The 23,355-nt window shown below is 73.0% G+C and carries 20 protein-coding genes and 2 tRNA genes; 15 read left to right on the top strand and 7 right to left on the bottom strand.

Going from position 1 to position 23,355, the window contains the following annotated elements; genetic code table 11:
* Window positions 1-92: 92 nt before the first annotated feature.
* From A949_RS33650 to A949_RS0116195, 6 genes are all read left to right on the top strand, one after another.
* Window positions 93-1,322, top strand: a complete 1,230-nt coding sequence (locus A949_RS33650) for a hypothetical protein (protein ID WP_019357070.1) — start codon at window positions 93-95, stop codon at window positions 1,320-1,322.
* Window positions 1,322-2,857, top strand: coding sequence for a hypothetical protein (locus tag A949_RS0116215; protein WP_026004699.1), 1,536 nt, complete (start codon window positions 1,322-1,324; stop codon window positions 2,855-2,857). The genes A949_RS33650 and A949_RS0116215 overlap by 1 nt, the downstream gene beginning before the upstream one ends.
* A gap of 5 nt (window positions 2,858-2,862) precedes the next feature.
* Entirely contained in the window at window positions 2,863-4,266 is a 1,404-nt protein-coding gene (locus tag A949_RS0116210; protein WP_192817149.1) for an AAA domain-containing protein, read from the top strand.
* A 104-nt stretch (window positions 4,267-4,370) separates the two neighbouring features.
* Window positions 4,371-4,775, top strand: a complete 405-nt coding sequence (locus A949_RS0116205; RefSeq protein WP_026004698.1) for a hypothetical protein — start codon at window positions 4,371-4,373, stop codon at window positions 4,773-4,775.
* Between the two features lie 117 nt (window positions 4,776-4,892).
* A tRNA-Lys gene (locus A949_RS0116200) sits at window positions 4,893-4,966 on the top strand.
* 222 nt (window positions 4,967-5,188) lie between these two features.
* Entirely contained in the window at window positions 5,189-5,788 is a 600-nt protein-coding gene (locus tag A949_RS0116195) for a MerR family transcriptional regulator (protein WP_019357066.1), read from the top strand.
* Between the two features lie 93 nt (window positions 5,789-5,881).
* Here A949_RS0116195 and A949_RS0116190 read toward each other — a convergent pair whose 3' ends face one another.
* On the bottom strand, window positions 5,882-7,174 hold the full coding sequence (locus A949_RS0116190; protein WP_051019516.1) for a M6 family metalloprotease domain-containing protein: 1,293 nt from the start codon (window positions 7,172-7,174) through the stop codon (window positions 5,882-5,884).
* Window positions 7,175-7,626: 452 nt separating this feature from the next.
* Here A949_RS0116190 and A949_RS33645 point away from each other — a divergent pair, with 452 nt between their 5' ends.
* Window positions 7,627-9,444, top strand: coding sequence for an EAL domain-containing protein (locus A949_RS33645; protein ID WP_019357063.1), 1,818 nt, complete (start codon window positions 7,627-7,629; stop codon window positions 9,442-9,444).
* Between the two features lie 119 nt (window positions 9,445-9,563).
* Here A949_RS33645 and A949_RS0116180 read toward each other — a convergent pair whose 3' ends face one another.
* From A949_RS0116180 to A949_RS0116170, 3 genes are all read right to left on the bottom strand, one after another.
* A complete protein-coding gene (locus tag A949_RS0116180) occupies window positions 9,564-10,679 on the bottom strand; it encodes an LLM class flavin-dependent oxidoreductase (RefSeq protein WP_019357062.1) in 1,116 nt (371 codons plus the stop codon).
* Window positions 10,680-10,951: 272 nt separating this feature from the next.
* Complete coding sequence (locus A949_RS0116175) at window positions 10,952-11,689, bottom strand: maleate cis-trans isomerase family protein (RefSeq protein WP_019357061.1); 738 nt, start codon at window positions 11,687-11,689, stop codon at window positions 10,952-10,954.
* 244 nt (window positions 11,690-11,933) lie between these two features.
* Window positions 11,934-12,896, bottom strand: a complete 963-nt coding sequence (locus tag A949_RS0116170; RefSeq protein WP_019357060.1) for a maleate cis-trans isomerase family protein — start codon at window positions 12,894-12,896, stop codon at window positions 11,934-11,936.
* A gap of 236 nt (window positions 12,897-13,132) precedes the next feature.
* Between A949_RS0116170 and A949_RS0116165 the strand changes: the two genes are divergently transcribed.
* Window positions 13,133-14,116, top strand: a complete 984-nt coding sequence (locus A949_RS0116165; protein WP_019357059.1) for a D-2-hydroxyacid dehydrogenase — start codon at window positions 13,133-13,135, stop codon at window positions 14,114-14,116.
* Window positions 14,117-14,344: 228 nt separating this feature from the next.
* Window positions 14,345-15,757 (top strand): amidase, encoded by a 1,413-nt coding sequence (locus tag A949_RS0116160; protein ID WP_019357058.1) that lies wholly within the window; start codon window positions 14,345-14,347, stop codon window positions 15,755-15,757.
* 52 nt (window positions 15,758-15,809) lie between these two features.
* On the opposite strand, the gene A949_RS0116155 is transcribed toward A949_RS0116160, so the two are convergent.
* A complete protein-coding gene (locus A949_RS0116155) occupies window positions 15,810-16,331 on the bottom strand; it encodes a DUF3830 family protein (protein WP_026004695.1) in 522 nt (173 codons plus the stop codon).
* A gap of 124 nt (window positions 16,332-16,455) precedes the next feature.
* On the opposite strand from A949_RS0116155, the gene ehuB reads away from it, so the two are divergent.
* The 5 genes from ehuB (at window position 16,456) to A949_RS0116130 (ending at window position 20,723) form a co-directional block, all read left to right on the top strand.
* Window positions 16,456-17,382, top strand: coding sequence for an ectoine/hydroxyectoine ABC transporter substrate-binding protein EhuB (gene ehuB / locus A949_RS0116150; RefSeq protein ID WP_078534461.1), 927 nt, complete (start codon window positions 16,456-16,458; stop codon window positions 17,380-17,382).
* On the top strand, window positions 17,379-18,137 hold the full coding sequence (gene ehuC, locus A949_RS0116145) for an ectoine/hydroxyectoine ABC transporter permease subunit EhuC (protein ID WP_019357055.1): 759 nt from the start codon (window positions 17,379-17,381) through the stop codon (window positions 18,135-18,137). Before ehuB ends, ehuC begins: the two co-directional genes overlap by 4 nt.
* Complete coding sequence (ehuD, locus tag A949_RS0116140) at window positions 18,134-18,784, top strand: ectoine/hydroxyectoine ABC transporter permease subunit EhuD (RefSeq protein WP_019357054.1); 651 nt, start codon at window positions 18,134-18,136, stop codon at window positions 18,782-18,784. The genes ehuC and ehuD overlap by 4 nt, the downstream gene beginning before the upstream one ends.
* On the top strand, window positions 18,774-19,598 hold the full coding sequence (gene ehuA, locus A949_RS0116135) for an ectoine/hydroxyectoine ABC transporter ATP-binding protein EhuA (protein WP_019357053.1): 825 nt from the start codon (window positions 18,774-18,776) through the stop codon (window positions 19,596-19,598). The genes ehuD and ehuA overlap by 11 nt, the downstream gene beginning before the upstream one ends.
* Window positions 19,599-19,931: 333 nt before the next feature.
* Window positions 19,932-20,723: an IclR family transcriptional regulator domain-containing protein gene (locus A949_RS0116130; protein WP_019357052.1), complete on the top strand. Its 792-nt coding sequence runs from the start codon at window positions 19,932-19,934 to the stop codon at window positions 20,721-20,723.
* A gap of 96 nt (window positions 20,724-20,819) precedes the next feature.
* Here the strand turns inward: A949_RS0116130 and A949_RS0116125 are convergent.
* Together A949_RS0116125 and A949_RS0116120 are read right to left on the bottom strand one after the other, a co-directional pair.
* Window positions 20,820-20,893, bottom strand: a tRNA-Lys gene (locus A949_RS0116125).
* Window positions 20,894-20,995: 102 nt separating this feature from the next.
* The gene (locus A949_RS0116120; RefSeq protein ID WP_019357051.1) at window positions 20,996-22,006 is read right to left on the bottom strand and encodes a hypothetical protein; all 1,011 of its coding nucleotides are present in this window, start codon (window positions 22,004-22,006) and stop codon (window positions 20,996-20,998) included.
* Window positions 22,007-22,152: 146 nt separating this feature from the next.
* Here A949_RS0116120 and A949_RS0116115 point away from each other — a divergent pair, with 146 nt between their 5' ends.
* Window positions 22,153-23,283, top strand: coding sequence for a winged helix DNA-binding domain-containing protein (locus A949_RS0116115; RefSeq protein ID WP_019357050.1), 1,131 nt, complete (start codon window positions 22,153-22,155; stop codon window positions 23,281-23,283).
* Window positions 23,284-23,355 lie beyond the last annotated feature (72 nt).

Raw genomic sequence — 23,355 nt, 5'->3', positions numbered from 1 at the left:
CAGCCCGCGCGGAAACGACCGGGCGGGGGCGCGTTGTCAGCACAGGATGCGAGACTTCGCCGGGTACCGCACCCTCCCCCGAGGCCACGCCGATGACTCGCTCCTCGCCACCGAAGCAGACCCCGCCGCAGGGCGCCGAACCGACGGGCCGGCAGGCCACGCCGCAGCGGCTCGCCGAACTGCGCGGCGGGCCCGACGTGCCGCAGCGCCCGCTGGACGCCAGGGCACTGTCCGCGCTCGCCGCCAACCCCGGCTGCCGGCGCCGTGCGCTGCTGGACGGCGCGGGTGTGGACAAGAGCGCGGTGGCCCAGGCCCTCGGCGCGCCCGCGCCGTTCGGGCAGTCGCAGTTCGCGCTGATCCGCGGCAACGTGTTCGAGGCGCGGGTGAAGGCGGACGGCGGCCAGGTGCTGCTCGAACTGCTGTGCAGGCACACCGGTGCGGACCGACCGGATCCGGCCGAGATCACCGTGCCGGAACTGGGCGCCGACGGCCCGGCCTCCCGCGCCTTCCGCACCCGCGAGGCGCTCTCCGCGGCGGAGGACGGGGCCTGGACGCTGCTGGACCATCCGCTGCTCTCGCTCCAGGTGGCGGGCTCCACCGCCTATCTGGAACCGGACGCGCTGGCCGTCCACCCGGACGGCACGGTGTCGATCATCGAGATCAAGTCCTTCCCGATCCTGGACGGAGCGGCCGACCCGGTGAAGGCGGGCGCCGCGGCCCGGCAGGCGGCGGTCTACGCGCTCGCGCTGGAGGACCTGCGCCCGGTGCGTGAACAGGCGCTGCTGGTGTGCCCGAAGGACTTCTCCAACCTGCCCGCCGGCGGCCTGCTGCCGCTGCGCAAGCAGATCGCCGCCACCCGGCGCCAGCTGCGGCGGCTGACCGGGCTGGAGGAGATCGCCGCCGAGCTGCCCGCGGGTGCCCACTTCGCCCCGGCCCAGGAACCCGGCGCGCTGGCGGCGGCCGTCGAGGCGGTGCCCGCCGCGTACGCACCCGAGTGCCTGTCCACCTGCGAGCTGGCGTTCCACTGCCGCGAGCGGGCCCGCCGGGGCGGCGAAGTGGTCGCGCTGGGCCGCTCGGTGCGGGGCGAGCTGGGCGGTCTGGGGACGGTGGCCGAGGTGCTCGCGGCGGCCTCCGGCGACCCGGCGGACACCGCACCCGATCCGGCGGCGGCGCTGCTGCGCAGAGCGGCGGCGCTGCGGGCCGAGGCGCTGTCCGCCGCGCAGTCGGCGGGCACGTCCGAGGCGTGCGGCGGCGGTGCGGCGGCTGCCGGCCCCGGCGGGCGGGTACCCCCGCCCGCCGCACCGCGGACGGAGGCGCGCTGATGTCGCTGCTGAGCGCGCTGGCGCGGATGGAGGCCGCCGCGAGCGGCCACGCGCGGCCGGTGGCGACCGTACGCCACCGGCATCTGGCCGAACGGCCTCTCGTTCTCGTCCCGTTGACGACCGCAGGGGAGAACGGCGCGCCGCTGGGGGCGATGCTGGGCACCGAGCGGGCGGCGCCCGAGGTGTTCACCGTGGCGCAGCCGCGCGACCGCGATCTGCGGTTCGCCTTCCTGGGACGGCTGGCGGAGGCGATGCTGCCGCACCTGGAGTCCTGCCAGGACGAGGTGGAGCTGGTCGAGCGCAAGGAAACCGACCCGGAGACCGGGAAGCGGGTCACCGTCGAGGCGGAGCTGTGCGCCGACGCGCCGCAGGTGCTGGTGCCCACCGGCCCCGGCGTGGAGTTCGTGCGGCTGCTGGGGCGCTCGATGCGGTTCCGGCGCACCGCCGAGGAGGATCCGGAGGCCGAGCATCCGGCGCCGCCCCGGGTGCCGCTGCTGGGCCGCTGGCTGACGCACTACGGCGAGCGCGCCCGGGTGCCGGGATCCTCGCTGCTGCTGTCGATGACGGGGCTGCTGTCCCGGCACTGGGCCACCGGGCAGAGCCAGTTGGAGGACCAGCACCTGGGCGCGCTGCTGGCCTGGCTGGCGCCGCCGGACGGGCTCGGCGGGGCCGAGGCGGCGCTCCGGGCCGAGCTGGGCCGGGACGGGCGCGGGCAGCTCCTGGTGCCGCCCGCCGGGCCCGCGACCGACCCGGCGTTCGACAACGAGCTGCTGGCCCCGGCGCTCGCCCGGCACGACCGCGGGGTGCCCGGCGCCGCCCAGGAGGTGCACGACCTGGTCGCGGGGCAGCTCCGCCCCACCTGGGAAGCCATGTGGCAGGGCGTCGACCTGCTGCGGACGCTGCCCGACGCCGCGCAGCTGGCCGACAGATGGCGCCGCGACCGGCTGTCCTACACCCACCACCGGGACCGGGTGCGAGCCGGCGAGCCGCCGCAGCCGCGCCGGGACGACGCGGTGACGGCCGCCCGCAAGCTCGCCATGCGCGAGCAGCGGCAGGCGGAGCTGGACGCGCAGGAGGCGCTGGACGATCCGCTGGTGATGGCCGTGCGGCGGCTGGCGGGCGAGGCCTTCCAGGCGGAGGTGCTGGAGGTCGAGATGGCGTACTCGGAGGGCAGACGGCCCTCGCCCCGTCCGCTGGTCACGGTGCACACCCAGGACGCGCCGCTGCTGTCCGACGGGGACAAGCTGCACCGCCGGCTGCCCGCCGGCGCTCAGCAGCGGGCCGAGCTGGCGGAGCTGGCGGGGCCCGGCGAGTACGTGCTGCGGCTGGTCAGCGGGATGGGCCGGGGCAAGGAGCCGGCACCGGGCACGGTGCCGGAGAAGGGTGATCTGATGTGCTGGACGGTGTTCGAGCACGCGCCGCGGGGCGGGCCCGGGCTGCCGGAGCGGGAGGAGACGCCCTGGACGCACGGAGGCCCGCCGGGTGACCCGGTCGCGGAGCGGCCCGACCCGGTGACCGCGGAGGACGTGCTGTGACGGCGCTGGTGGAGCGGCCGGGCAGCCCGCGGCGGGCGGGCGGCACGGACGCGGAGGGCGCGGCCGATCCGGGCCGGGCCGCCGCCGCGGCCACCGAGGCGATCCTGGCCGACACGCTGGGGGGCGCGCACCGGGGGGTGGTGGTGAACTCGCCGCCCGGCGCGGGCAAGTCCACCCTGGTGGTGCGGGCCGCGCGCGAGCTGGCCGCGGCCGGGCATCCGCTGATGGTCGTCGCGCAGACCAACGCGCAGGTGGACGACCTGGTGGACCGGCTGGCGACAGCCGACCCGGAGCTGCCGGTGGGGCGGCTGCACAGCAGCGACCCCCGGCCCTACGACCCGATGCTGGACCGGCACCCCGCGGTACGGCCCTCCGCGAAGCCCGCGGATCTGGCGGGGCTGGAGGTGGTCGTCTCCACCGCGGCGAAGTGGGCCTGGGTGGCCCCGGAGCAGCCGTGGCGGTACGCGATCGTCGACGAGGCGTACCAGATGCGGTCGGACGCGCTGCTGGCGGTGGCCGGGCTGTTCGAGCGGGCGCTGTTCGTGGGCGATCCGGGGCAGCTCGATCCGTTCAGCCAGGTCGGGGTCGAGCAGTGGGCGGGCCAGGCGCACGACCCCTCCGCCGGTGCGGTCGGCACGCTGCTGGCGCACAACCCCGGGCTGCCGCAGCACCGGCTGCCGGTCTCCTGGCGGCTGCCCGCCTCGGCCGCCGAGCTGGTGTCGGACGCGTTCTACCCCTACACGCCGTTCCGCAGCGGGACGGGACCCGGCGAGCGGCGGCTCGCCTTCGCCGAGCCGGCCGACGGCTCGCCGCTGGACGCGGTGCTGGACGAGGCCGCCGGGGCCGGGTGGGGCCTGCTGGAGCTGCCCGCGGCCCGGACGCCCCGGACGGACCCGGAGGCCGTCGCGGCGGTCGCGCGGCTGGTGCACCGGATGCTGGAGCGGGAGGGCCGCACCCGCGGCGAGAAGCACGGCGACGGCGACCCCGGCTCGCCGCTGTCCGCCGACCGGATCGCGGTGGGCACGGCGCACCGGGACCAGGCGGCGGCGGTCCGGGCGGCGCTGGCCGCGCCGGGCGGGGCCGGGGGCGATGCAGCGGCGGGGGTGACCGTCGACACGGCCAATCGGCTCCAGGGGCGGGAGTTCGACGTCACCGTCGTGCTGCATCCGCTGTCCGGGCGGCCGGACGCGACCGACTTCCATCTGGAGACGGGGCGGCTGTGCGTGCTGGCGTCGCGGCACCGGCACGCGTGCGTGGTGGTGTGCCGGGCGGGGGTGGCCGCGCTGCTGGACGACCATCCGGCGACCGAGCCGGTGCAGCTGGGCGCCGCGGCGCCCGCTCCGGACGGCTGGGAGGCCCATCAGGCGGTGCTGGCGCAGCTGGCCCGGCACCGGGTGCGGGAGGGGTGACCGCGCGGGCCCGGTGCTCCGGAGCTGCCGCTTCCGCGGGCCGTGCGGGGACGGGGGTGCGGAGCGCACAATGGAGGGCGGCCCACCACCTTGGAGGTATGTACATGGCTGAGCCGCACTCGGCTCCGGACCCCTCGCACTCGTCCGGCGGAGGGAGCGGGGGCGGCCCGCTGCACCGCCGACCGGCACCGCTGCTGTTCGAGCCGGCCGAGGCGGCCCCCGATGACGAGCACTTCTTCGGCCTGGAGTCGCTCACCGACCCCAAGGAGCTGCTGGACCGGGCGACGGAGCTGGTGCACGCGTTCCGTGCGGCCGCCGACCGGGCGCAGGAGTACCAGGCGTCGGCTGCCGCGCAGCTCGCCGACCCCAAGCGCTTCGACAAGCTGCCGGACGAGGCGATCGCGGACCGGGGCGGCTGGAGCGAGGAGTACGCCCGGAAGATGATCCAGTTCGGCCAGGATCTGCTGCGGGACCGGGTGCCGGGCACTCGGCCGCCCGGCCGGCAGTGAGCGTCCCCGGCGGCGTCCCCGGCAGCGTGCCGGGGCGTCGCAGGTCGGGAGGGGGGCGTGCGGAATATCGATTTTCGCTTCACCGGATCGTGGTGCTAAGGTCTACGACGTCAGCAGGCGCCGCTAGCTCAGTTGGTTAGAGCAGCTGACTCTTAATCAGCGGGTCCGGGGTTCGAGTCCCTGGCGGCGCACAGACAGTCGAAGGCCCCTCGCGGAAGCGGGGGGCCTTCGACGTGCGTGCGGCCGGCCCGGGACCGGCACGGCAGATCCGGGGCCGGACGCCGTGGATAGCGAGCAGCTCCACTCCCGATAGTTGGACTATCTATCAAGGGTGGGAGAAGGTGCACATGGCCCCCGTGCAGAGCGGAGAAGGGAAACCGATGCGCATTGCGGAGCTGAGTCGACTCAGCGGAGTGCCCGCACCGACGATCAAGTACTACGTGCGGGAGTCGCTGCTGGCGCCCGGCGAGCGCACCGGTCGCAACCAGGCGCGGTACGACGAGCAGCATGTGACCAGGCTGCGTCTCATCCGTGCCCTGCTGGAGGTGGGCGGACTCTCGGTCGCCGCCGCCCGCGACGTCGTCGCCGCGCTCGACAGCCCGCAGAGCGGCAGCCGCAAGGTGCTGGGCGCCGCCCGGCAGACCGTCCCGGCCGCCCGGACGGGGCCGGCCCACCCGGAGGAGCCGGGACAGCGCGAGGCCCTCACCGAGATCCGGGCCCTGGTCGCACGCCAGGGCTGGCAGGTCGAGGAGCACGCTCCGGCCCTGGCCGCCGCGGCGCGGGTGCTGGGCGCGCTGCGGAGGCTGGGCCAGGACGACTTCGCCGACCAGCTCGACACCTACGCGCGGGCCGCGGACGCCGTGGCCGCCACCGATCTGGAGATCGTCCGGAAGCGCCCGGACGCCGACGCGAGGGCCGAGGCGGTGGTCCTGGGCAACATCCTGGGCGATGCGCTGCTGGCCGCGCTGCGCCGGCTCGCCCAGGCGCACCGCTCGGCGGAGCTGTGCGACTGACCCGCGGCCCCCGGCGCCCGTGGCGCCGCCGTCCGGCCCCGGGCGGCCCGCTCCCCGTCCACCGGCCCCGGACCGCCCGCCGCGCGCGGCGCGTCACTCCCGGACCACGCGCAGTTCCCAGTCGCCTTCCGGAGTGCGTCCGGTGACCTCGACACGGAGGGCGTCCCGGGGATCGGACCAGCTCTCGCCCACGCCGAGCGGCGCGTCGGCGAGCTGGCTGTGCACGGAGGTCTCGCGGCAGCGGGAGGTCCCCGGATGGCCGTCGACGACCTCCACGGGGCCGTGCGTGGAGGGGGTGTCGCTGCTCACCCGGTAGATCAGCAGCCCCTCGGAGCAGGCTCCCGCGTCGTTGCCCGCGCGCTCGCGGATCTCCATCACCAGGGCCCGGTGCGCGCCGGTCCGCAGGACGAGGAGCCGGACTCCGTCCGCGCCCGCCGCCGGGGCCGCAGGCTCGGGTGCGGCCGGCGGACCGGCTCCGGCCGCGACCGGGCGCCGCACCTGGTGGCGGGCACGCGCGCGGTGCGCGGGGGCCGTCAGGGGCCGCAGGGTGTAGCGGGTCCGGGGCGATTCCGCGTGCGCCTGCTGCCGGGCCGCGTCGCCGGTGGTCGGGATGCAGGCCACGTTGGACCGGTCCAGCCAGCCGAGCTTCCACTTGTGCCAGCCGAACGGCTCGGGCGCGAGTCCGAACTGGCTGCCCATCAGGTCCCAGTCCCCGACCCTGGTGTCCCAGTCCGCCTTGCCGTCGGCGGGGCGCTGGTAGAGGTCGGGCAGGTCGAAGAGGTGCCCGGTCTCGTGGGCCAGCACGTTGCGGTCGGGTGGGCTCTGTTCGAACACGGTGACGATGCGGTCGAGCCCCACCCCGTCCGCGTGCAGCGGCTCATTGAGGTTGACCACTTTTGTCGCATCGGGATCCACTCCCGGGGCGTCCGGGTCTGCGATCAGGTAGACGACGTCGTAGCGGCTGAAGTCCACCTGGGGGTCGGCGGCGGCAACGGCGTCGCGGAGGTAGGAGTTGCGCAGGTCAGCGCGCCAGTCCCGCTGTATGTCGTATTCCGCCGCGGGGCGGGGCATCCGGATCCAGCGGTCGATCGGACGCGGTCGCAAGCGGAGCTTTCCGTAACTCGCCCGCTTGAAAAAGTCTGAAGTAGCAGGGAAATGGTCATTCACAAGCTCGCGAGGGGTGGCCATCGGGGTCGCATCGGGGAAAGAGAGAAAGAGAAGGGCGGCGTCGAGCGTCCCCTCGGGGCGCGGATAGGAGGCGTTCCAGGTGTCCAGACCCAGCGAGTGGTGCGCATCGGTACGCGGCAGGGCGCACGGCATGCCCACCGCGACGGCCTGCACGGGACCGGCCACCAGGCCGACCCCCATGAAGGCGGTCAGCGCCATGAGCACCGCTCCCACCCGGTGCCGGACACCGGGCCCCAGGGAGTCCGCGCCGCGCCCGGGACGGCGCGGAGCCACTCCGTCGGGTACAGACGCACGCGCCACGCGAAGACCTCACCGGAAGAGGACGGATGGACCTTCCTCAGATTCGCGCCGTATGTCCGGTGATGCGCTGTTTCGATAGACCGGACGAGTCAACCGCAGTATGACTACTCTTCGTAATGGGCGGTCGATAGTGATCAGGGCACACTCAGGACCGATGCAGAAACGGTCACCCCTGCGCCCACGCCCGGCTCCCGGCCACCCGACCGACCGGAAGCCCGAGCGGAGACACTGGCTCCGCTCTTGCGCCAACCTCTATGATCGGCACATTTCCAGCGCGGATCCTCCCCTGGGCGGCCCACGGGCAGCCGGCCGACCGATCCGCACGAGACGAGCCCCCCGCGGAGCGATCGGTGAACGGACCCCTCGAAGGACCGGGCAAAGACTCCGGCGAAGCCCTCGTAACCCAACCCCAGACCATCACGGAAAGTAGCCACAAGCGGTGGCGGCGGCGCGCACACCACGGGCACAACGAGAGCGACTTCCGGGCCGCCTTCCACGCGGCGCAACTGCCGATGGCCATCGTCGACCCCAACGGCCGGGTGCTGACGGCCAACCGGGCGCTGGGAATCCTGCTGGGCGCCGAGCCGCACCGGCTGACCGCACGGCCCATCGCCGAACTGGCCGGGCTCGGCCTGGACGGACGGGTGCGCAGCGCCTACCACGAGACGCTGCAGGGCCGCACCGACCGGATGTCCTGCACCCGCAGGCTCAAGCACGCCGACGGCCACACCCTCTGGGCCGAGATCACGGTGACCCCCACCGCGCGCGGCGGCGAGGCGCTGCTGTCCATCGCGGACATCAGCGAGCGCCGCGACCTCCAGGAGCGGCTGCGGCATCTGCAGATGCACGACCCGGTCACCAGGCTGCCCAACCGCACCCTCTTCTTCGAGCGGCTGGCCGGAGCGCTGGCCGACTCGGCGACGGGCCGGACCGGGCTGTGCTACCTCGACCTGGACGGCTTCAAGGCCGTCAACGACACCCTCGGCCACCGGATCGGCGACAGCCTGCTGGACGCGGTGGCCCAGCGGCTGACCCTGTGCGCCGAGGCGGGCGGGGAGGACGGCGGCGGCCATCTGGTGGCCCGGCTGGGCGGTGACGAGTTCGCACTGCTGGTCGAGTCCTCCACCGGCACCGAGCAGCTCACCCAGCTCGCCCAGTCCATCCTGACCACCCTCCAGCGGCCGTTCGACCTGGCCGGGCAGCGGCTGTCGGTCTCGGCCAGCATCGGAGTCGTCGAACGGGAGACGGCCGGCACCACGCCCACCGAGCTGATGCAGGCGGCCGACACCACGCTGTACTGGGCCAAGGCCGACGGCAAGGCCCGCTGGACGCTCTTCGACCCGGAGCGCAACGCCCACCGGATGACCCGGCAGTCCCTCTCCTCCACCCTGCGCCGGGCCGTGGAGCGGGGCGAGTTCGTGCTGGAGTACCAGCCGATCGTGGGCTTCGCCGACGACCGGCTGCGCGGGGTCGAGGCGCTGGTGCGCTGGCAGCATCCGCAGTTCGGAAGGCTCAGCCCGGACCGGTTCATCGGCCTCGCGGAGGAGAACGGCGCCATCGTGCCGCTGGGCCGCTGGGTGCTGGAGGAGTCCTGCCGGCAGGCGCGGCGCTGGATGCGGGAGCACGCCGGACCGCCGCTGTACGTGAGCGTCAACGTGGCGGTGCGCCAGGTGTGGGACTCCGACCTGGTGCGGGACGTGGCCCGGATCCTGGAGGAGACCGGGCTGCCCGCCGGGCTGCTCCAGCTGGAGCTGACCGAGTCGGCGGTGATGGGGTCGGCCGGTCGGCCCCTCCAGGCATTGCAGGCGCTCTCGGAGATGGGGGTGCGCATCGCCATCGACGACTTCGGCACCGGCTACTCCAACCTGGCCTACCTCAGCCGCCTCCCGGTACGCGCGCTCAAGCTGGACGGCACCTTCGTCCGCGGCTTCCGCACGGCACGGCACCAGAACCCCGCGGACGAGACGATCGTGACGGCCCTGGTCCAGCTCGCGCACAAGCTGGGCCTGACCGTCACCGCCGAGTGCGTGGAGGGCCCGGCGCAGGCCGAACGGCTCCGCCGGATCGGCTGCGACACGGGCCAGGGCTGGCACTACGCCAAACCGATGGCAGCCGACCGGATCGCCGACCTGCTGGCGTGGGCGCCCCCGGAGGCGGGCAGCGCGTAGTCCTCCGGAGCCCGGTTCCGGGAGAGCGCCGCCCGGAACCGGGAGCGCCCCCTCCGGAACCGCCGCAGCAGGTCAGGGAAGCGGTAGCCGGTAGCCGGTAGCCGGTAGCCGGTAGCCGGTCAGGGAAGCCGGTAGGCGTCGGCTATCAGTTCCAGCGACCGGGCGCGGGCCCCGGGGGTGTGCGCGTTGGCGGTGAGCATCAGCTCGTCGGCGCCGGTCCGCTCGACCAGCGCGTCGAGACCCGCCCGCACGGCGTCGGGGGTGCCGTAGGTGACGTTGCCCAGCCAGCTGTCCACGAAGTCGCGCTCCACGGGGCTGAACGGGTACGCCTCGGCCTCCTCCGGGGTGGGGATCAGTCCGGGCCGCCCGGTCCGCAGCCGCACCATGGACAGGGCGCCCGTCAGCACCTGGCGGCGGGCCTCCTTCTCGTCCTCGGCGGCCAGCGCGGCGGCGCCGATCAGCGCGTACGGCTCGGCCAGCACCGCCGAGGGGCGGAACGTCTCGCGGTAGAGCTCCAGGGCCGGGAGCGTGTTGGCGGCCGAGAAGTGGTGCGCGAAGGCGAACGGGAGCCCCAGCTGCCCCGCGAGCTGGGCGCTGAATCCGGAGGAGCCCAGCAGCCACACCGGCGGCCGGTGCGCGGCGCCGTCCGCCCCCGTGCCGCGGGTCTGCACGGGCCCGGGCACGGCGTGGATGCGGGCGTAGCGGTGGCCGTCGGGGAAGTCGTCGTCCAGGAACCGGATCAGTTCGGCGAGCTGCTGCGGGAAGTCGTCGGCGCCCTCGCGCAGCTTCTCGGTGCGCCGCAGCGCGGCTGCCGTCGCGCCGTCGGTGCCCGGTGCCCGGCCCAGGCCCAGGTCGATCCGGCCCGGCGCCAGCGCCTCCAGCGTGCCGAACTGCTCGGCGATCACCAGCGGGGCGTGGTTGGGCAGCATCACGCCGCCCGAGCCCAGCCGGACGCGGCTGGTGCGGGAGGCCAGATGGGCCAGGATGACCGCGGGCGAGGAACTGGCGACGCCCGGCATGGAGTGGTGTTCGGCCACCCAGTAGCGGGTGAAGCCGCGGGCGTCGGCGAGAGCCGCCATCCGGGCGGAGGTCTCCAGCGCCTCCCGGGCGGTGTACCCCTCGCCCACGTTGACCAGGTCGAGGACGGAGAGGGGTACGGGGGCCTCGCCCCGCGCCTCGCCCCGGATACCGGTCGTCGGATCCTGGTGCTGTGCGTCCTCGCCTGGCTGGCTCACGATGGCTTCGCCTTCCTCCTGCGTTCCGGTGCACGGGCCCGGGCGCCCCGGTGCCGGGGTCCGCGGGCCACGAGCCGGTACAACGCACCGGGGGGCCGCTGTCTTCCCGGGGTGCGGAGGACGCTCCGCCGGCCGGGTGCGGCGGACCGTCCGCCGGTCCGCGCGGAGCGGCCGGAGGTACCGGGAGCCGCCGCGCCCGGCCCGTGCCGTCCCCGGTCCCCGGCGGCCGGTGCGGCGCCGGGGACCGGGAGCGCGGGCGGGGGCCGTGCCGGTCAGGAAAAGAGCGCGCCCAGCGCCGGGCAGTGCACCTTGCGGTCCAGCAGCCGCAGCCCCTCCTTGGCGGTGACCTGGTTGGCCGTGAGCACGGGCTTGCCCAGCTCGGCCTCCAGGGCGGGGATGTGGGCGGCGGTGTGCAGGGCGGTGTCCGGCAGCAGTACGGCCTGCGCGTCCGGATGGTCGCCGCCGCGGGCCAGCGCCAGCACCTCCTCCTCGCCCCAGGTGCCGACCTCGGCGGCGGTGATGATGCCGCTGCCGCGCATGGCGACCACCTCGGCGCCCGCGGCCTTGAGGAAGCCGGTGAACAGCTCGGCGACGTCCTCCGGGTAGGTCGCCGCGATGCTGACGCGCTCGACGCCGAGGTCGCGGACCGCGTGCGCGAAGGCGAAGGAGGTGCTGGAGGCGGGCAGCCCCGCCGTCTCCCCCAGCTCCCGGACCTGCTCGTGGGCGCCGTCCCAGCCGAAGACGAAGCTGGCGCTGGTGCAGGCCCACACGACGGCCTGGATGTCCTGGCCCTTGACCTCCTCGACCTTCGCGGCGAGCCGGGCCGCGGAGCCCATCTCCAGCAGGGCGTCCACCCGGTGGGCGTCCTCGCCGATGTCGGTGTGCACGAGCGGCAGCCGTACCTCGGTGCCCGCCTCGGCGAGGATCCGCTCCAGCCTCGGGTAGTCGTCCTCGGCCGAGTGGCCGGGGTAGAGGAATCCGACTGCCGGTGCCGATGCCGCCTGTGCCATCTACGCCTCCTGTGCGTGCTGTGCTACTCAAAGGGTGTGCTGAGGGTGGTGCGGTGTGCTGCGAGTGCTCGCATGCGTGCGGGACCGCCGTACTGCCGGTGGCGGTACGGCGGTTGGTGCGTACGGGACCGTGGGGAAGGGGATCCGCACGGCGGACCGTGCGGAGGGAGAGCCCGTACGGGAGAGGCCGTACGGGCGGGTACGGACGGGCGGGTATGGACGGGCGGGTACGGACGGGGAGGGGTCAGGCCGGGGGCTGAGGGCCGCCGCCCCACTCCTCCGGGAGCCCGGGATGCCCGAAGCCGAGGTCGGGGGTGCCCTCCAGCGGGTCGCCGGGCTCGGTGCCCGCTCCCGCCAGCGCCGCCTCCGGCTCGTGACCGACCTGCTGCTCCTCGGGCTCGACGAGTCCGTCCGCCTCGTGCGCCACCGGCTGGGTGCCGGTGGTGGACGTCATGGCGGCCGGGCCGCGCCGTGCGACCGGGTCGAGGAGCGCCTGGTAGGGGCCGACGGCCTGCTTGCCGACCGCGCGCAGGGCCGCCCACATGGTGACCTGGTTCGCGGAGAGCACCGGCATCCGCAGCTCGGCCTCCAGCTGCGGGATGACGTCGTAGGTGGGGAGGTTGGTGCAGGAGATGAACAGCGCGTCGGGCGCGTCCACCACCGCTTCCCGGGCCATGTCGACCACGTCCCGGTAGGCCACCCGCCAGATCTCCCGGGTGAGCCCCATGTAGCAGCGCCCGGTGATGCCGATTCCGGCCTCGTCGAGGTAGTCCTCCAGGGAGTCGGTGACCGACTTGGTGTAGGGGGTGACGATCGCGATGCGCCGGGCGTCGATCTCACGCAGCGCGTCCAGCATCGCACCCGAGGTGGTCAGGGCCGGCATCTCACCGGCGTCCGCCATGGCCGCGGCCATGGCGCGTTCACCGGCCGTGCCGCCCACGAAACTGCCCGATGTGCAGGCGTAGGCCACGACTTCCGGGGCCACGGCGCACAGCGCGCGGGTCGCCTCGCGCAGCGTCTCGTGCTCGCTGACCAGGCGTGCGAGGTCGAGGCTGACCTCTACGGGGACGAAGGGGGTGCGGGTCAGGTGCAGGGACACGTCGTCCGGCACCCAGCGCCAGAGTTCACGGTCCAGTGCGAAGTCGAAGGGAGCGACGATTCCCACGCCGCGCTGCGGCAACGGTCCGCCGAGGAAGGAGACGTCCATTTCGGACCCCAAAAGAACGGAGGGGAAGGCTCATGGCCAGAAGGCCCCTGAGTCAAGGGAAGTCAGAGGAAAAGCAAAGCCGGTCAGAAGCCGGGACGCCGGGACAGATGTCTTTGTTGACGAAGGTAGTTTCTGCTCCCTACCGTGGTCAATCCCGCCATCTGAGGCTGGTTCCCGTCCCTCCCGGCTCACTCCTTCAGCCAACCGTCCCTGCGTTTCGAAACGGTTTCCTGCCTATGTCCGAAACCTGCGTTCTTGTCCTCGATGCCGAGCCGCTTCCCCGGCTCGACCGACTCGCGGGGCGCGCACGCGTCGTGCATGCCGACGAGAAGACGCTCGCCGACCAACTTCCCGAGGCCGACGTTCTGTTGGTCTGGGACTTCCTCTCCGACGCGGTACGCGACGCGTGGCCGGGCGACGGCCCCCGGCCACGCTGGGTACACACCCCCAGCGCCGGCGTGGACCGGCTGCTGCCGGAGCTGTCCGACGGTCGCGAGACCGTCATCACGAATGCACGGGGCGTGTTCGACCGCCCCATCGCCGAATACGTCCTCGGCCTCGTGCTGGCCATGGCCAAAGACTTCCGTGGCACCTGGGAATTGCAACGACAGCGCCGCTGGCGGCACCGAGAGACATTCCGCGTGGGAGGAAGTCGGGCGACGGTCGTCGGTTCCGGTCCAATCGGCCGGGAAATCGGGCGCGCGCTGCTGGCACTCGGTGTCAAAGTCGACCTCGTCGGCCGGACCGCACGGGACGGCGACCCCGAATTCGGGCGCGTGCACAGCACGGACGCGCTGCCCGGCCTGCTCGGCGACTCCGACTGGGTCGTGTGCGTCGCACCGCTGACCCAGGAGTCGACGGGCATGTTCGACGCCGCGATGTTTGCGCGGATGAAGCCCGAGGCGCACTTCGTGAACGTCGGGCGGGGGGCGCACGTGGTCGAGGACGACCTGGTGGACGCGCTGCTCAAGCACCACATCCAGGGCGCCGCGCTGGACGTGTTCGCCGAGGAGCCGCTGCCCGCCGACAGCAGGCTCTGGGACGTGCCCGGGCTGCTCGTCTCGCCGCACATGAGCGGTGACACGATCGGCTGGCGCAACGATCTCGCGGAGCAGTTCCTGGACAATTTCGACCGCTGGGAAGCGGGCGAGCCGCTGCTGAACGTCGTCGACAAGGACCTCGGCTACGTTCCGTCGGCCCCCGCGGCGCGGACGGACTGACCCGGCCGGGCACGGGGCTCCCCGGGGCTCCGTGCCCGCCGGCACCGCTCCGGCGGGGCGCTGTGCGCTCCGCCCCACCGGGGTGTTCTTCTCCTTCTCCTCCGTCGCCGGTGACCATCGGGTGTCACCGGGTCGTTTCTTCACGCCTCGGGTGCGGTGCGGGCCCGGGGCTCGTCGTCCTGGCGGTCCGCCGTGCGCGGCCCGCCCGGTCTCTCGGGAGGTTTCGTCATGTCCGATCTCAACGCTCTGACCGCGACCCAGCTCGTGGCGGGGTACGAAACGGGGGACTTCACCCCCGTGGAGGTCACCCGGGCGGCGCTGGAGCGCGCAGAGGTGACCCAGGAGCGCGTCAACGCGTTCGTCCGCATCGACGGCGAGGCCGCGCTGCGGCAGGCCGAGGAGTCCGCCGGGCGCTGGGAGCGCGGCGAGCCGGCCGGCCCGGTGGACGGGGTGCCGGTGACGGTGAAGGACATCCTGCTCCAGCGCGGCGCACCCACCTTCAAGGGCTCCTGGGCCACCGGCGAGGGCGGGGCCGGGGACGAGGACGCCCCGTCGGTGGCGCGGCTGCGGGAGAGCGGCGCCGTCTTCCTGGGCAGGACGACGACGCCGGAGTTCGGCTGGAAGGGCGTCACCGACAGTCCCCGGCACGGGGTGACCGGCAACCCGTACGCACCCGACCGCACCGCGGGCGGCTCCAGCGGGGGCAGCGCGGCGGCCGTCGCGACGGGCGCCGGACCGCTGTCGCTGGGTACGGACGGCGGCGGGTCGGTGCGGATCCCCGCCTCGTTCTGCGGCATCTTCGCGCTGAAGCCCACCTACGGGCGGGTACCGATCTACCCCGCGAGCGCCTTCGGGACCCTCGCGCACGTGGGTCCGATGACGCGGGACGCGGAGGACGCCGCACTGCTGATGGACGTGATCAGCGCGCCGGACTCGCGGGACTGGTCGCATCTGGGCCCGGTGCCGCACAGCTTCCGCGGCTCGCTGGCCGCCGGCGCGGAGGGGGTGCGCGGGCTGCGGGTGGCCTTCTCGCCCGACTTCGGCGGCCGGGTGCAGGTCGATCCGGAGGTCGCCGCGGCGGTACGGGGTGCGGTGGCGCTGCTGGAGGAGCTGGGCGCGGTGGTGGAGGAGGCCGATCCCGGCTTCGCCGACCCGGTCGACTCCTTCCACACGCTGTGGTTCAGCGGTGCCGCACGCGTCACCCAGGGATTCAGCCATGATCAGCGGGAGAGTCTGGACCCGGGCCTGCAGGAGATCTGTGCGGACGGGGCCGCCCGCAGCGCGCTGGAGTACCTCGCCGCCGTGGACGAGCGGATGGATCTGGGCCGCCGGATGGGGGCCTTCCACGAGCGGTACGACCTGCTGGTGACGCCGACCATGCCGCTCACCGCGTTCGAGGCGGGGGTGGAGGTGCCGCGCGGCTCCGGGCTGACCCGGTGGACCGGGTGGACGCCCTTCTCCTACCCGTTCAACATGACGCAGCAGCCGGCCGCTTCGGTGCCGTGCGGGACGGACGGGGCGGGGCTGCCGGTGGGTGTGCAGCTCGTCGGTCCGCGGCACTCCGACGCGCTCGTGCTGGGTGCCTCGCACGCCCTGTACGAGGCGGGGGTCGCGGCCGGGGTGCCCTCCGTGCTGGGCTGAGCGCGGTCGGCTGGTCCCGTTGGGGGGTTGCGCCCCCCAACGGGTGTGTTCCTCAGGCTCGGCGGAAGTTGAGGGTCTCGCCGACGGCACCCGAGCGCCAGAGGTCCTGGCAGGCCTCGGCCATGGCGTCGAGTCCCTCGACGATCTGGCCCCAGACGATGCCGGGCACCCAGCCGGCGTCGCCGTTGATCAGCAGATTGTTGCGCTCGTAGAACAGCGCGAGGTCGATGACGGTGGCCCGGCCGGCGTGTGCGGCCTCGGTGCCCTGTTGTTCCGCCGCGGCCTCGTACCCGTATCCCGGGGTCGCCAACTGGGTGTTGGAGAAGGTGAAATAGCAGAGGTCACCGGGGATGGGGGTAATGGTCGGATTCTCCAGCGGCGGCTCCTGGGGGGCGAACGGGGGAATAAGGGCGTAGATCTCGTTGCGCGCGTACTTCGCGTGGTAGACGTCGCCGCCCAGCGGCAACGCGTCCCACACCGCCGCGCAAGTGAGGGGTGCGCGGTCGTCGAGCAGCTTTGCCGTGCAGCTCACTCCCCGCTTGTCCAACGACACTTCAATGAAGCGCTCAGCCATCGTGCCTCCGCACAAGGGTGGTCATTTACCTGCCAATGGTGACTCAGACACCAGCTTCAGCGCGACCCCATAACGGCTTGAAATTATCCGCATATCTTCAGCCTGGCTGGGTATGCGCGCGCCCATGGCTCCACCACAGAGGAACAACACGGCAGGTGCCGGGAGACGTTTGAGCCGTCGGTCGCTGCTCGGCGGGGCAGCGTCCTTGGGTGCGGTCAGCGCGCTCGGCGCAACGACCGCATGCAGTCGGGTGTCCAGCGCGGACGCCGAGGACGGGGGAGATCTTCTGGAGCGGCTGAAGGCCCAGGGAACGGTGAAGCTGGGCCTCGCCGGTGAACAGCCCTACAGCTACATCGACAAGGACGGCGAGTTGACGGGCACCTCGCCCGAGATCGCCAGGACCATCTTCAAGCGGCTGGGCGTGCCGAAGGTCCAGCCCTTCCCGACCGAGTTCAACTCGCTGATCCCGGGTCTCAACTCGCAGCAGTTCGACGTGGTCGCGGCCGGTATGTACATAACGCCCGAACGATGCAAACAGGTCCTGTTCGCCGACCCCGAGTACGAGATGCGGGACGCGTTCATCGTACGCAAGGGGAACCCGAAGAACCTCCACAACTACGAGGACGTCAAGAAGAGCGGCGCGAAGTTGGCGACCGGAACCGGCTATGCCGAAATCGGCTACGCGGCGGAGGTCGGCATCAAGGAGTCGGAAATTCTGCTGCTTCCGGACCAGCTCGCCGGACTCCTTGCCGTGGAACAGGGACGGGCCGATGTATTCACCGGTACTGCGGTCACCGTGCGGAATGTGGTCAGGCAGACCAAGAGCAAGAAGGCCGAGTTCACCCAGGCCTTCACCCCGAAGCTGGACGGAAAGCCCGACCTGGGCACCGGCGCGTTCGCGTTCCGCTCGGTCGAGACGAAGCTGCGGGACGCCTTCAACCGTGAGCTGCACAAGATGAAGGAGAGCGGCGAGCTCTTCCGGATCATGAAGGGCTTCGGCTTCATCAAGGAAGAGATGACCGAGATGACCGCGAAGGAGCGCTGCGCATGACGGACCTCACCGCAGGGCTGTGGGAGCTGCTCCTCAAGGGCGTCTGGGTCACCGTCCAGCTCACCGTCTTCAGCGCGGCGCTGGGCGCGTTCGTCGCCTTCACGGTCGGCGTGGCCAGGACGAACCGGCTGTGGATCGTCCGCTTCCTCTCCGGTCTCTACATGGAGATCTTCCGGGGCACCTCCGCCCTGGTGCTGATGTTCTGGATGTTCTTCGTGCTGCCAGTCGCCTTCGGCTGGCAGCTGGTGCCGATGTGGGCGGCCGTGCTCGCACTCGGCCTCTCGTACGGCGCCTACGGCTCGGAGATCGTGCGCGGCGCGCTCGCCGCGGTGGCACCGGCCCAGCAGGAGGCCGGGATCGCGCTGAGCTTCTCGCCCTGGCAGCGGCTGGTGAAGATCCAGCTTCCGCAGGCGTGGCCCGAGATGGTCCCGCCCGCCAACAACCTGCTGATCGAGCTGCTCAAGGGCACCGCACTGGTGTCCGTGCTGGGCGTCGGCGACATCACCTTCGGGGCCTCGCTGGTGCGCAACGCACTCGGTGAGAGCGCCCCCGTCTACACGATCATCCTGGTCATGTACTTCATCCTGGCCTTCCTGCTGACCCGTGTGATGCGGGCGATGGAGCGGAAGGCGAAGGCGGGCATCGGCCAGGCCCCCGAGAAGGGCCAAGGAGTGCTGCGCAAGCTCACCGTTCCCCGGCAGGCGGACGCGTCCTCGTCGAGTGACCTGTCCAAGAGCGCGGGAGGTGCCCGATGAAGTGGGACTGGTCGGCTGTCGGCGACTTCATGCCGCGCTTCTGGGACGGCGTGCTCGTCACGCTCCAGGCGCTGGTGCTCGGCTCGCTCATAGCCTTCGCCCTCGGACTCGTCTGGGCGATGGCGCAGCGCTCACCGCTGAAGGCGGTGCGCTGGCCGGTGATGGTGGTCACCGAGTTCATCCGCAACACCCCGCTGCTGGTGCAGCTGTTCTTCCTGTTCTACGTACTGCCGGAGTGGGGGCTCACGCTCTCCGCACTCACCACCGGCATCGTCGGCCTCGGGCTGCACTACTCGACCTACACCGCCGAGGTCTACCGGGCCGGCATCGACGGCGTCCCGGTGGGCCAGTGGGAGGCGTGCACCGCGCTGAGCATGCCGCGCGGCCGCACCTGGAGCGCCGTCATCCTGCCGCAGGCAATCCGCCGCGTGGTGCCCGCGCTGGGCAACTACGTGATCGCGATGCTGAAGGACTCGCCGATGATCGCGGTGATCGGTGCGCTCGAAATGCTCGGCCAGGCACGGCAGTTCACCGCCATCACCTTCCTGCCGACCGAGCCGATCACCGTGGTCGGCATCGCCTTCATCGTCATCGCCTACCCGGCATCCCTGCTTACGAGAGCCCTGGAGCGTCGCCTTGTCCGCTGAGAAGAACCCGAGCACGGCCGCGAACGGCGGTACGAACCCCGCTGCCGAGGGCAGTGAGCTGATCAAGTTCGACAACGTCACCAAGCGCTACGGCAGCAACGTGGTGCTGGACAACCTCTGCTTCGACGTGTCGCCCGGCAAGCACGTCACCCTCATCGGCCCCTCCGGCTCGGGCAAGACCACAATCCTGCGGCTGCTGATGACCCTGGTGAAGCCGGACGAGGGCACCATCAAGGTGGCGGGCGAGTACCTCTCGCACGAGGAGCGGAACGGCAAGCTGGTGCCCGCGGGCGAGAAGCACTCGCGCGAGGTCCGCAAGAACATCGGCATGGTCTTCCAGCAGTTCAACCTCTTCCCCAACATGAAGGTGCTGCGGAACATCACCGAGGCGCCGGTGCACGTGCTGGGGCTGGGCAAGGACGAGGCCGAGCAGCGCGCCCGCGAGCTGCTGGAGATGGTCGGTCTGACCGACCACATCGACAAGTACCCCACCCAGCTCTCCGGCGGTCAGCAGCAGCGGGTGGCCATCGCCCGCGCGCTGGCGATGCGCCCGCAGGTGCTGCTGCTGGACGAGGTCACCTCGGCCCTCGACCCGGAGCTGGTGGCCGGGGTGCTGGACGTGCTGCGGGACATCGCCCACTCCACCGACATCACCATGCTCTGCGTCACGCACGAGATGAACTTCGCGCGGGACATCTCCGACGACGTGCTGATGTTCGACGCGGGCCGGGTCATCGAGTCCGGTGCGCCGGAGAAGATCTTCACCGACCCCGAGCACGAGCGCACGAGGGAGTTCCTCAGCGCCGTGCTGTGAGCGCACCGGTGCTCCGCTCCGCACGGAGCACCCGCCGTCCCGACCGAGCCCGCGCCGCCTGCGGCGCGGGCTCGGCTGCGTGGAGCGTCGGAGGAGTCCCGGGGCCCGGGAGCAGGGCGATGCGACGCCACGAGACCGCCGGCGCGCCGCCGACAGCACAGCGCCGGGGGCGCGTGCGGGGGCGCATAGAGGGGGCGCATCCAGCCGTGCGGCATATGCCGATCGCAGCAACGGACCCGTACCCGTGCCACGTCGGCCGCTATCGTGGGATATGAAGCCGTGACCACACGAAGTGGTAACGGTACAAACGGTCACAACCTCCAGGGGGACACCGTGTCACTGCTCCAACCGCCCGGAGGCCCGTCCGAGGAGTCGGGACGGGAGCCGGTCACACCCCTCGGCTCGGTACAGCACGCCCTGCGGGTGCTGGAGACCGTCTCCCGGCACCGCAACGGTGTCACCGAGGACGTGATCGCCCGCCGCGCCGAGCTGCCCGCCGACCGGCTCGACCAGTTGCTGCGGATGCTGTGCCGCGAGGGCTATCTGACCCGGCTGGAGGACGGCTCCTACATCGTCGGCGAGGCGCTGATGCTGCTCAGCTCCGGCATGGACCGCAGCCAGGCGCTCCGGGCACGGCTCCAGAGCACCCTGGACGAGCTGCGGGACACCGTCGGCGCCGCCGTCTACTTCGGCCGCTACCGGGACGGGGAGCTGGAGAGCGCCCAGGTCGCCGACGGCCCCACCACCCCGGCGGTCAACCAGTGGGTGGACTTCCGCTCGGCCGCGCACGCGACCGCGCTCGGCAAGTGCCTGCTCAGCCAGCTCGACCACGATCGCCGGCTGGATCACCTCTCCCGTCACCGGACCCCGCGGCTCACCTCGCGGACGATCACCGACGAGCGGCTGCTGCTGACCGCGCTCGACCGGCAGCCGTCCACCGTCCCGGTGCTGGACCTCCAGGAGTACGCCGTCGGCACGGTCTGCGCCGCGGTACCGGTGACGGCGGGCTCCGCGGTGAGCTGTCTGGCACTCTCCCTGCCGGTCGCCCAGGCGCACCGGCTGCGCAGAGCCGCCGAGATGCTGAGCCAGCGGGCGGCGCCGGTGATGCTGTCGCTGGCGATCTGACCGTCCCGGCCCCGTCCGGACCCCGCGCCATGGCACCGCCCGGGGCACACACAAAAGCTGCGGCTCCCCGACAATCGGGGAGCCGCAGCCCATTTGTGCGCCGCCAGGGACTCGAACCCCGGACCCGCTGATTAAGAGTCAGCTGCTCTAACCAACTGAGCTAGCGGCGCCCGTCGCCGTTTCCGGCCGACGGAAGAAATAATACCCCCTCCCCAGGAGTGCTGATGACCAGCTCCCGGCGGGGACGGCCGCGCGCGGCCCCGGGCCGGGCGTCAGAGCGGGAGGGTCAGGCCCGGCTCCCGGCGCCGCACCGATCCCGCCATCAGCAACACCGCGCCCGCCACCGCCCAGACCGCCATGACCAGCAGCGGAGTGCCGAGCGCGTGACCGGAGAAGTACACGATGCCGCGTACCGCGCTCGTCCCCGCACCGGTCGGGATCCACTCGCCGACGGCCCGCCAGAAGGGCGGGATCAGATGCCGCTGGAAGGCCCCGCCGGCGCTCGGGTTGCCGAGCACGACGAAGACGAGCACCGCGACGCCGATGCCGACCACCCCCAGGAACGCCTCCAGCGCCAGGGTGCACGCCGCCGTGCCGAAGACCAGCAGCGCACCGACCCACCAGAGCGCCACGAAGTGCCCCGGCAGCGCGTGCAGCACCGGGTCGACGACGATCGCGCCGCCGAGCCCGGAGAGGACTGCGTACACCGCCGTCCCGGCCAGCCGCAGCGCGCCCAGCCCGGGCCGCGCGGGGCGGGTGCCGGCCGCCACCCCCATCAGCGAGGCCAGCAGATAGCCCCCGACGAGCCAGCCGACGATCAGGTAGAAGGCGGTCAGGCTCTCGTAGTCCTGCGGTCCGGACGGCGCGATGTCCACCACCTTCAGCCGCCGGCCCTGCTCGTCGGCCACCCGCTCGCCGACCCGGCGCAGCGCCTGGGCCTGCGGGCCGCCCGCGCCGGAGGCCACCAGCAGGGTGTCCGCGCCGCCCCGCGGGTCCATCAGATAGCCGCCCTCCGCCTTCCGGTCCAGGATGCGCGCGCGGGCGGCGCGCTCGTCCTCGACGGCGGTGACGGACAGCGGGTCCCCGGGGAGCCGGTCGAGCCGCTCGGCTGCCTGCGCGGGCGCGACCACGGCGACCGGGATGCCCTGCGGCCGGGGGTGGTGGAAGGCACCGATGTAGGAGACGAGGAAGCCCAGTTGGACCAGGAGGACGCCCAGCACGAGCACGAACGTGCCGGGAGAGAGTGCGCTGCGGCCTCCGGCGCCGGGGGTGGCACTGTACATGGACTCATTCCCCTATGGGTGCTCTCTTGAGTAGTTGTCCCCATCCATACCGCATGGCCCGGTCCGTTCCCCCGTGTTGGGCTTCCGGGCGCGCCGCACCCCGGACCGCGTGGCGCGGCGCCGCACCATCGGCGAGACTCGACGCCATGCCCGCTCTGCTGACGCGGCCGGCTCTGAGCCGCGCCCTCCTCGCCCGGCAACTCCTGGTCGAGCGCGCCCGGATGCCGGTGCGCGACGCCGTCGAGCATCTGGTCGGCATCCAGGCGCAGGCGCCCAGACCACCGTACTTCGCGCTGTGGAGCAGGCTGGCGGACTTCGACCCGCAGGAGCTGTCGCTGCAACTGGAGGGCCGCGGGCTGGTCCGGCTGAGCACCATGCGCGGCACCGTCCACCTGGTCAGCGACCGCGACGCGCTGCAGTTGCGGGCGCTCACCCAGCCGCTGCACGAGAACGCGGTACGCACGAACCTCGCCAAGCAGCTCGGCGGCGAGGACCCCTGGCGGGTGGCGGAGGCGGCCCGGGAACTGCTCGCCGAGCGCCCGCTGACCGGCAGCGAGCTGGGCGCCCGGCTCCAGGAGCGCTGGCCCCACCTGGCGGCCCGCCCGCTGTGGATGACGGCCCGCTATCTGCTGCCGCTGGTGCAGTTGCCGCCGCGCGGGCTGTGGGGGCGCTCCGGGCAGCCGGTGCTGGACACCGTCGAGCGGTGGCTGGGGCGCTCGCCGGCCGCCGAACCCGGGGTGGAGACGATGGTGCTGCGCTATCTCGGCGCCTTCGGCCCGGCCTCCGCACGGGACGCGCAGACCTGGTCCGGACTGACCCGGCTCGGCGAGGTGCTGGAGCGGCTGCGGCCGCAGCTGCGGGTCTTCCGGGACGAGGCGGGCCGGGAGCTGTTCGACCTGCCCGACGCGCCGCGGCCCGACCCCGAACTGCCGCTGCCGGTCCGCTTCCTGGCCGAGTACGACAACATCGTCCTCTCACACGCCGACCGGTCCCGGCTGCTGGACGAACCCGTCCGCCGCACCCTGGCCGGCCGGAACGGGCAGGTCCCCGGCACCTTCCTGGTGGACGGCCGGGTGCGGGGCATGTGGAAGGCCGACACCTCCCGCAAGGCCGCCCGCCTCACCCTCACCCCGTTCGAGGAACTGACCGGGGAGGCGGAGCAGGCGCTGGCCGAGGAGGGGGAGCGGCTGCTGGCGTTCGCCACCGACGGCCGCCCGGGCCCGCACACGGTCGCCTTCGCCGACCGCGCCCAGCCCGGCGCCGCCTCCCCACGATGACCACGGGTCGATGACGCTTCCGTCACATCCGGTGGCCCCATAACACCCCAACGGCACGAAACCGCCCGTGCC

Source organism: Streptomyces sp. AA1529, from assembly GCF_000280905.1.
In the GTDB taxonomy this organism is placed as follows: domain Bacteria; phylum Actinomycetota; class Actinomycetes; order Streptomycetales; family Streptomycetaceae; genus Streptomyces.
This window is presented reverse-complemented; position numbering and strand designations above follow the sequence as displayed.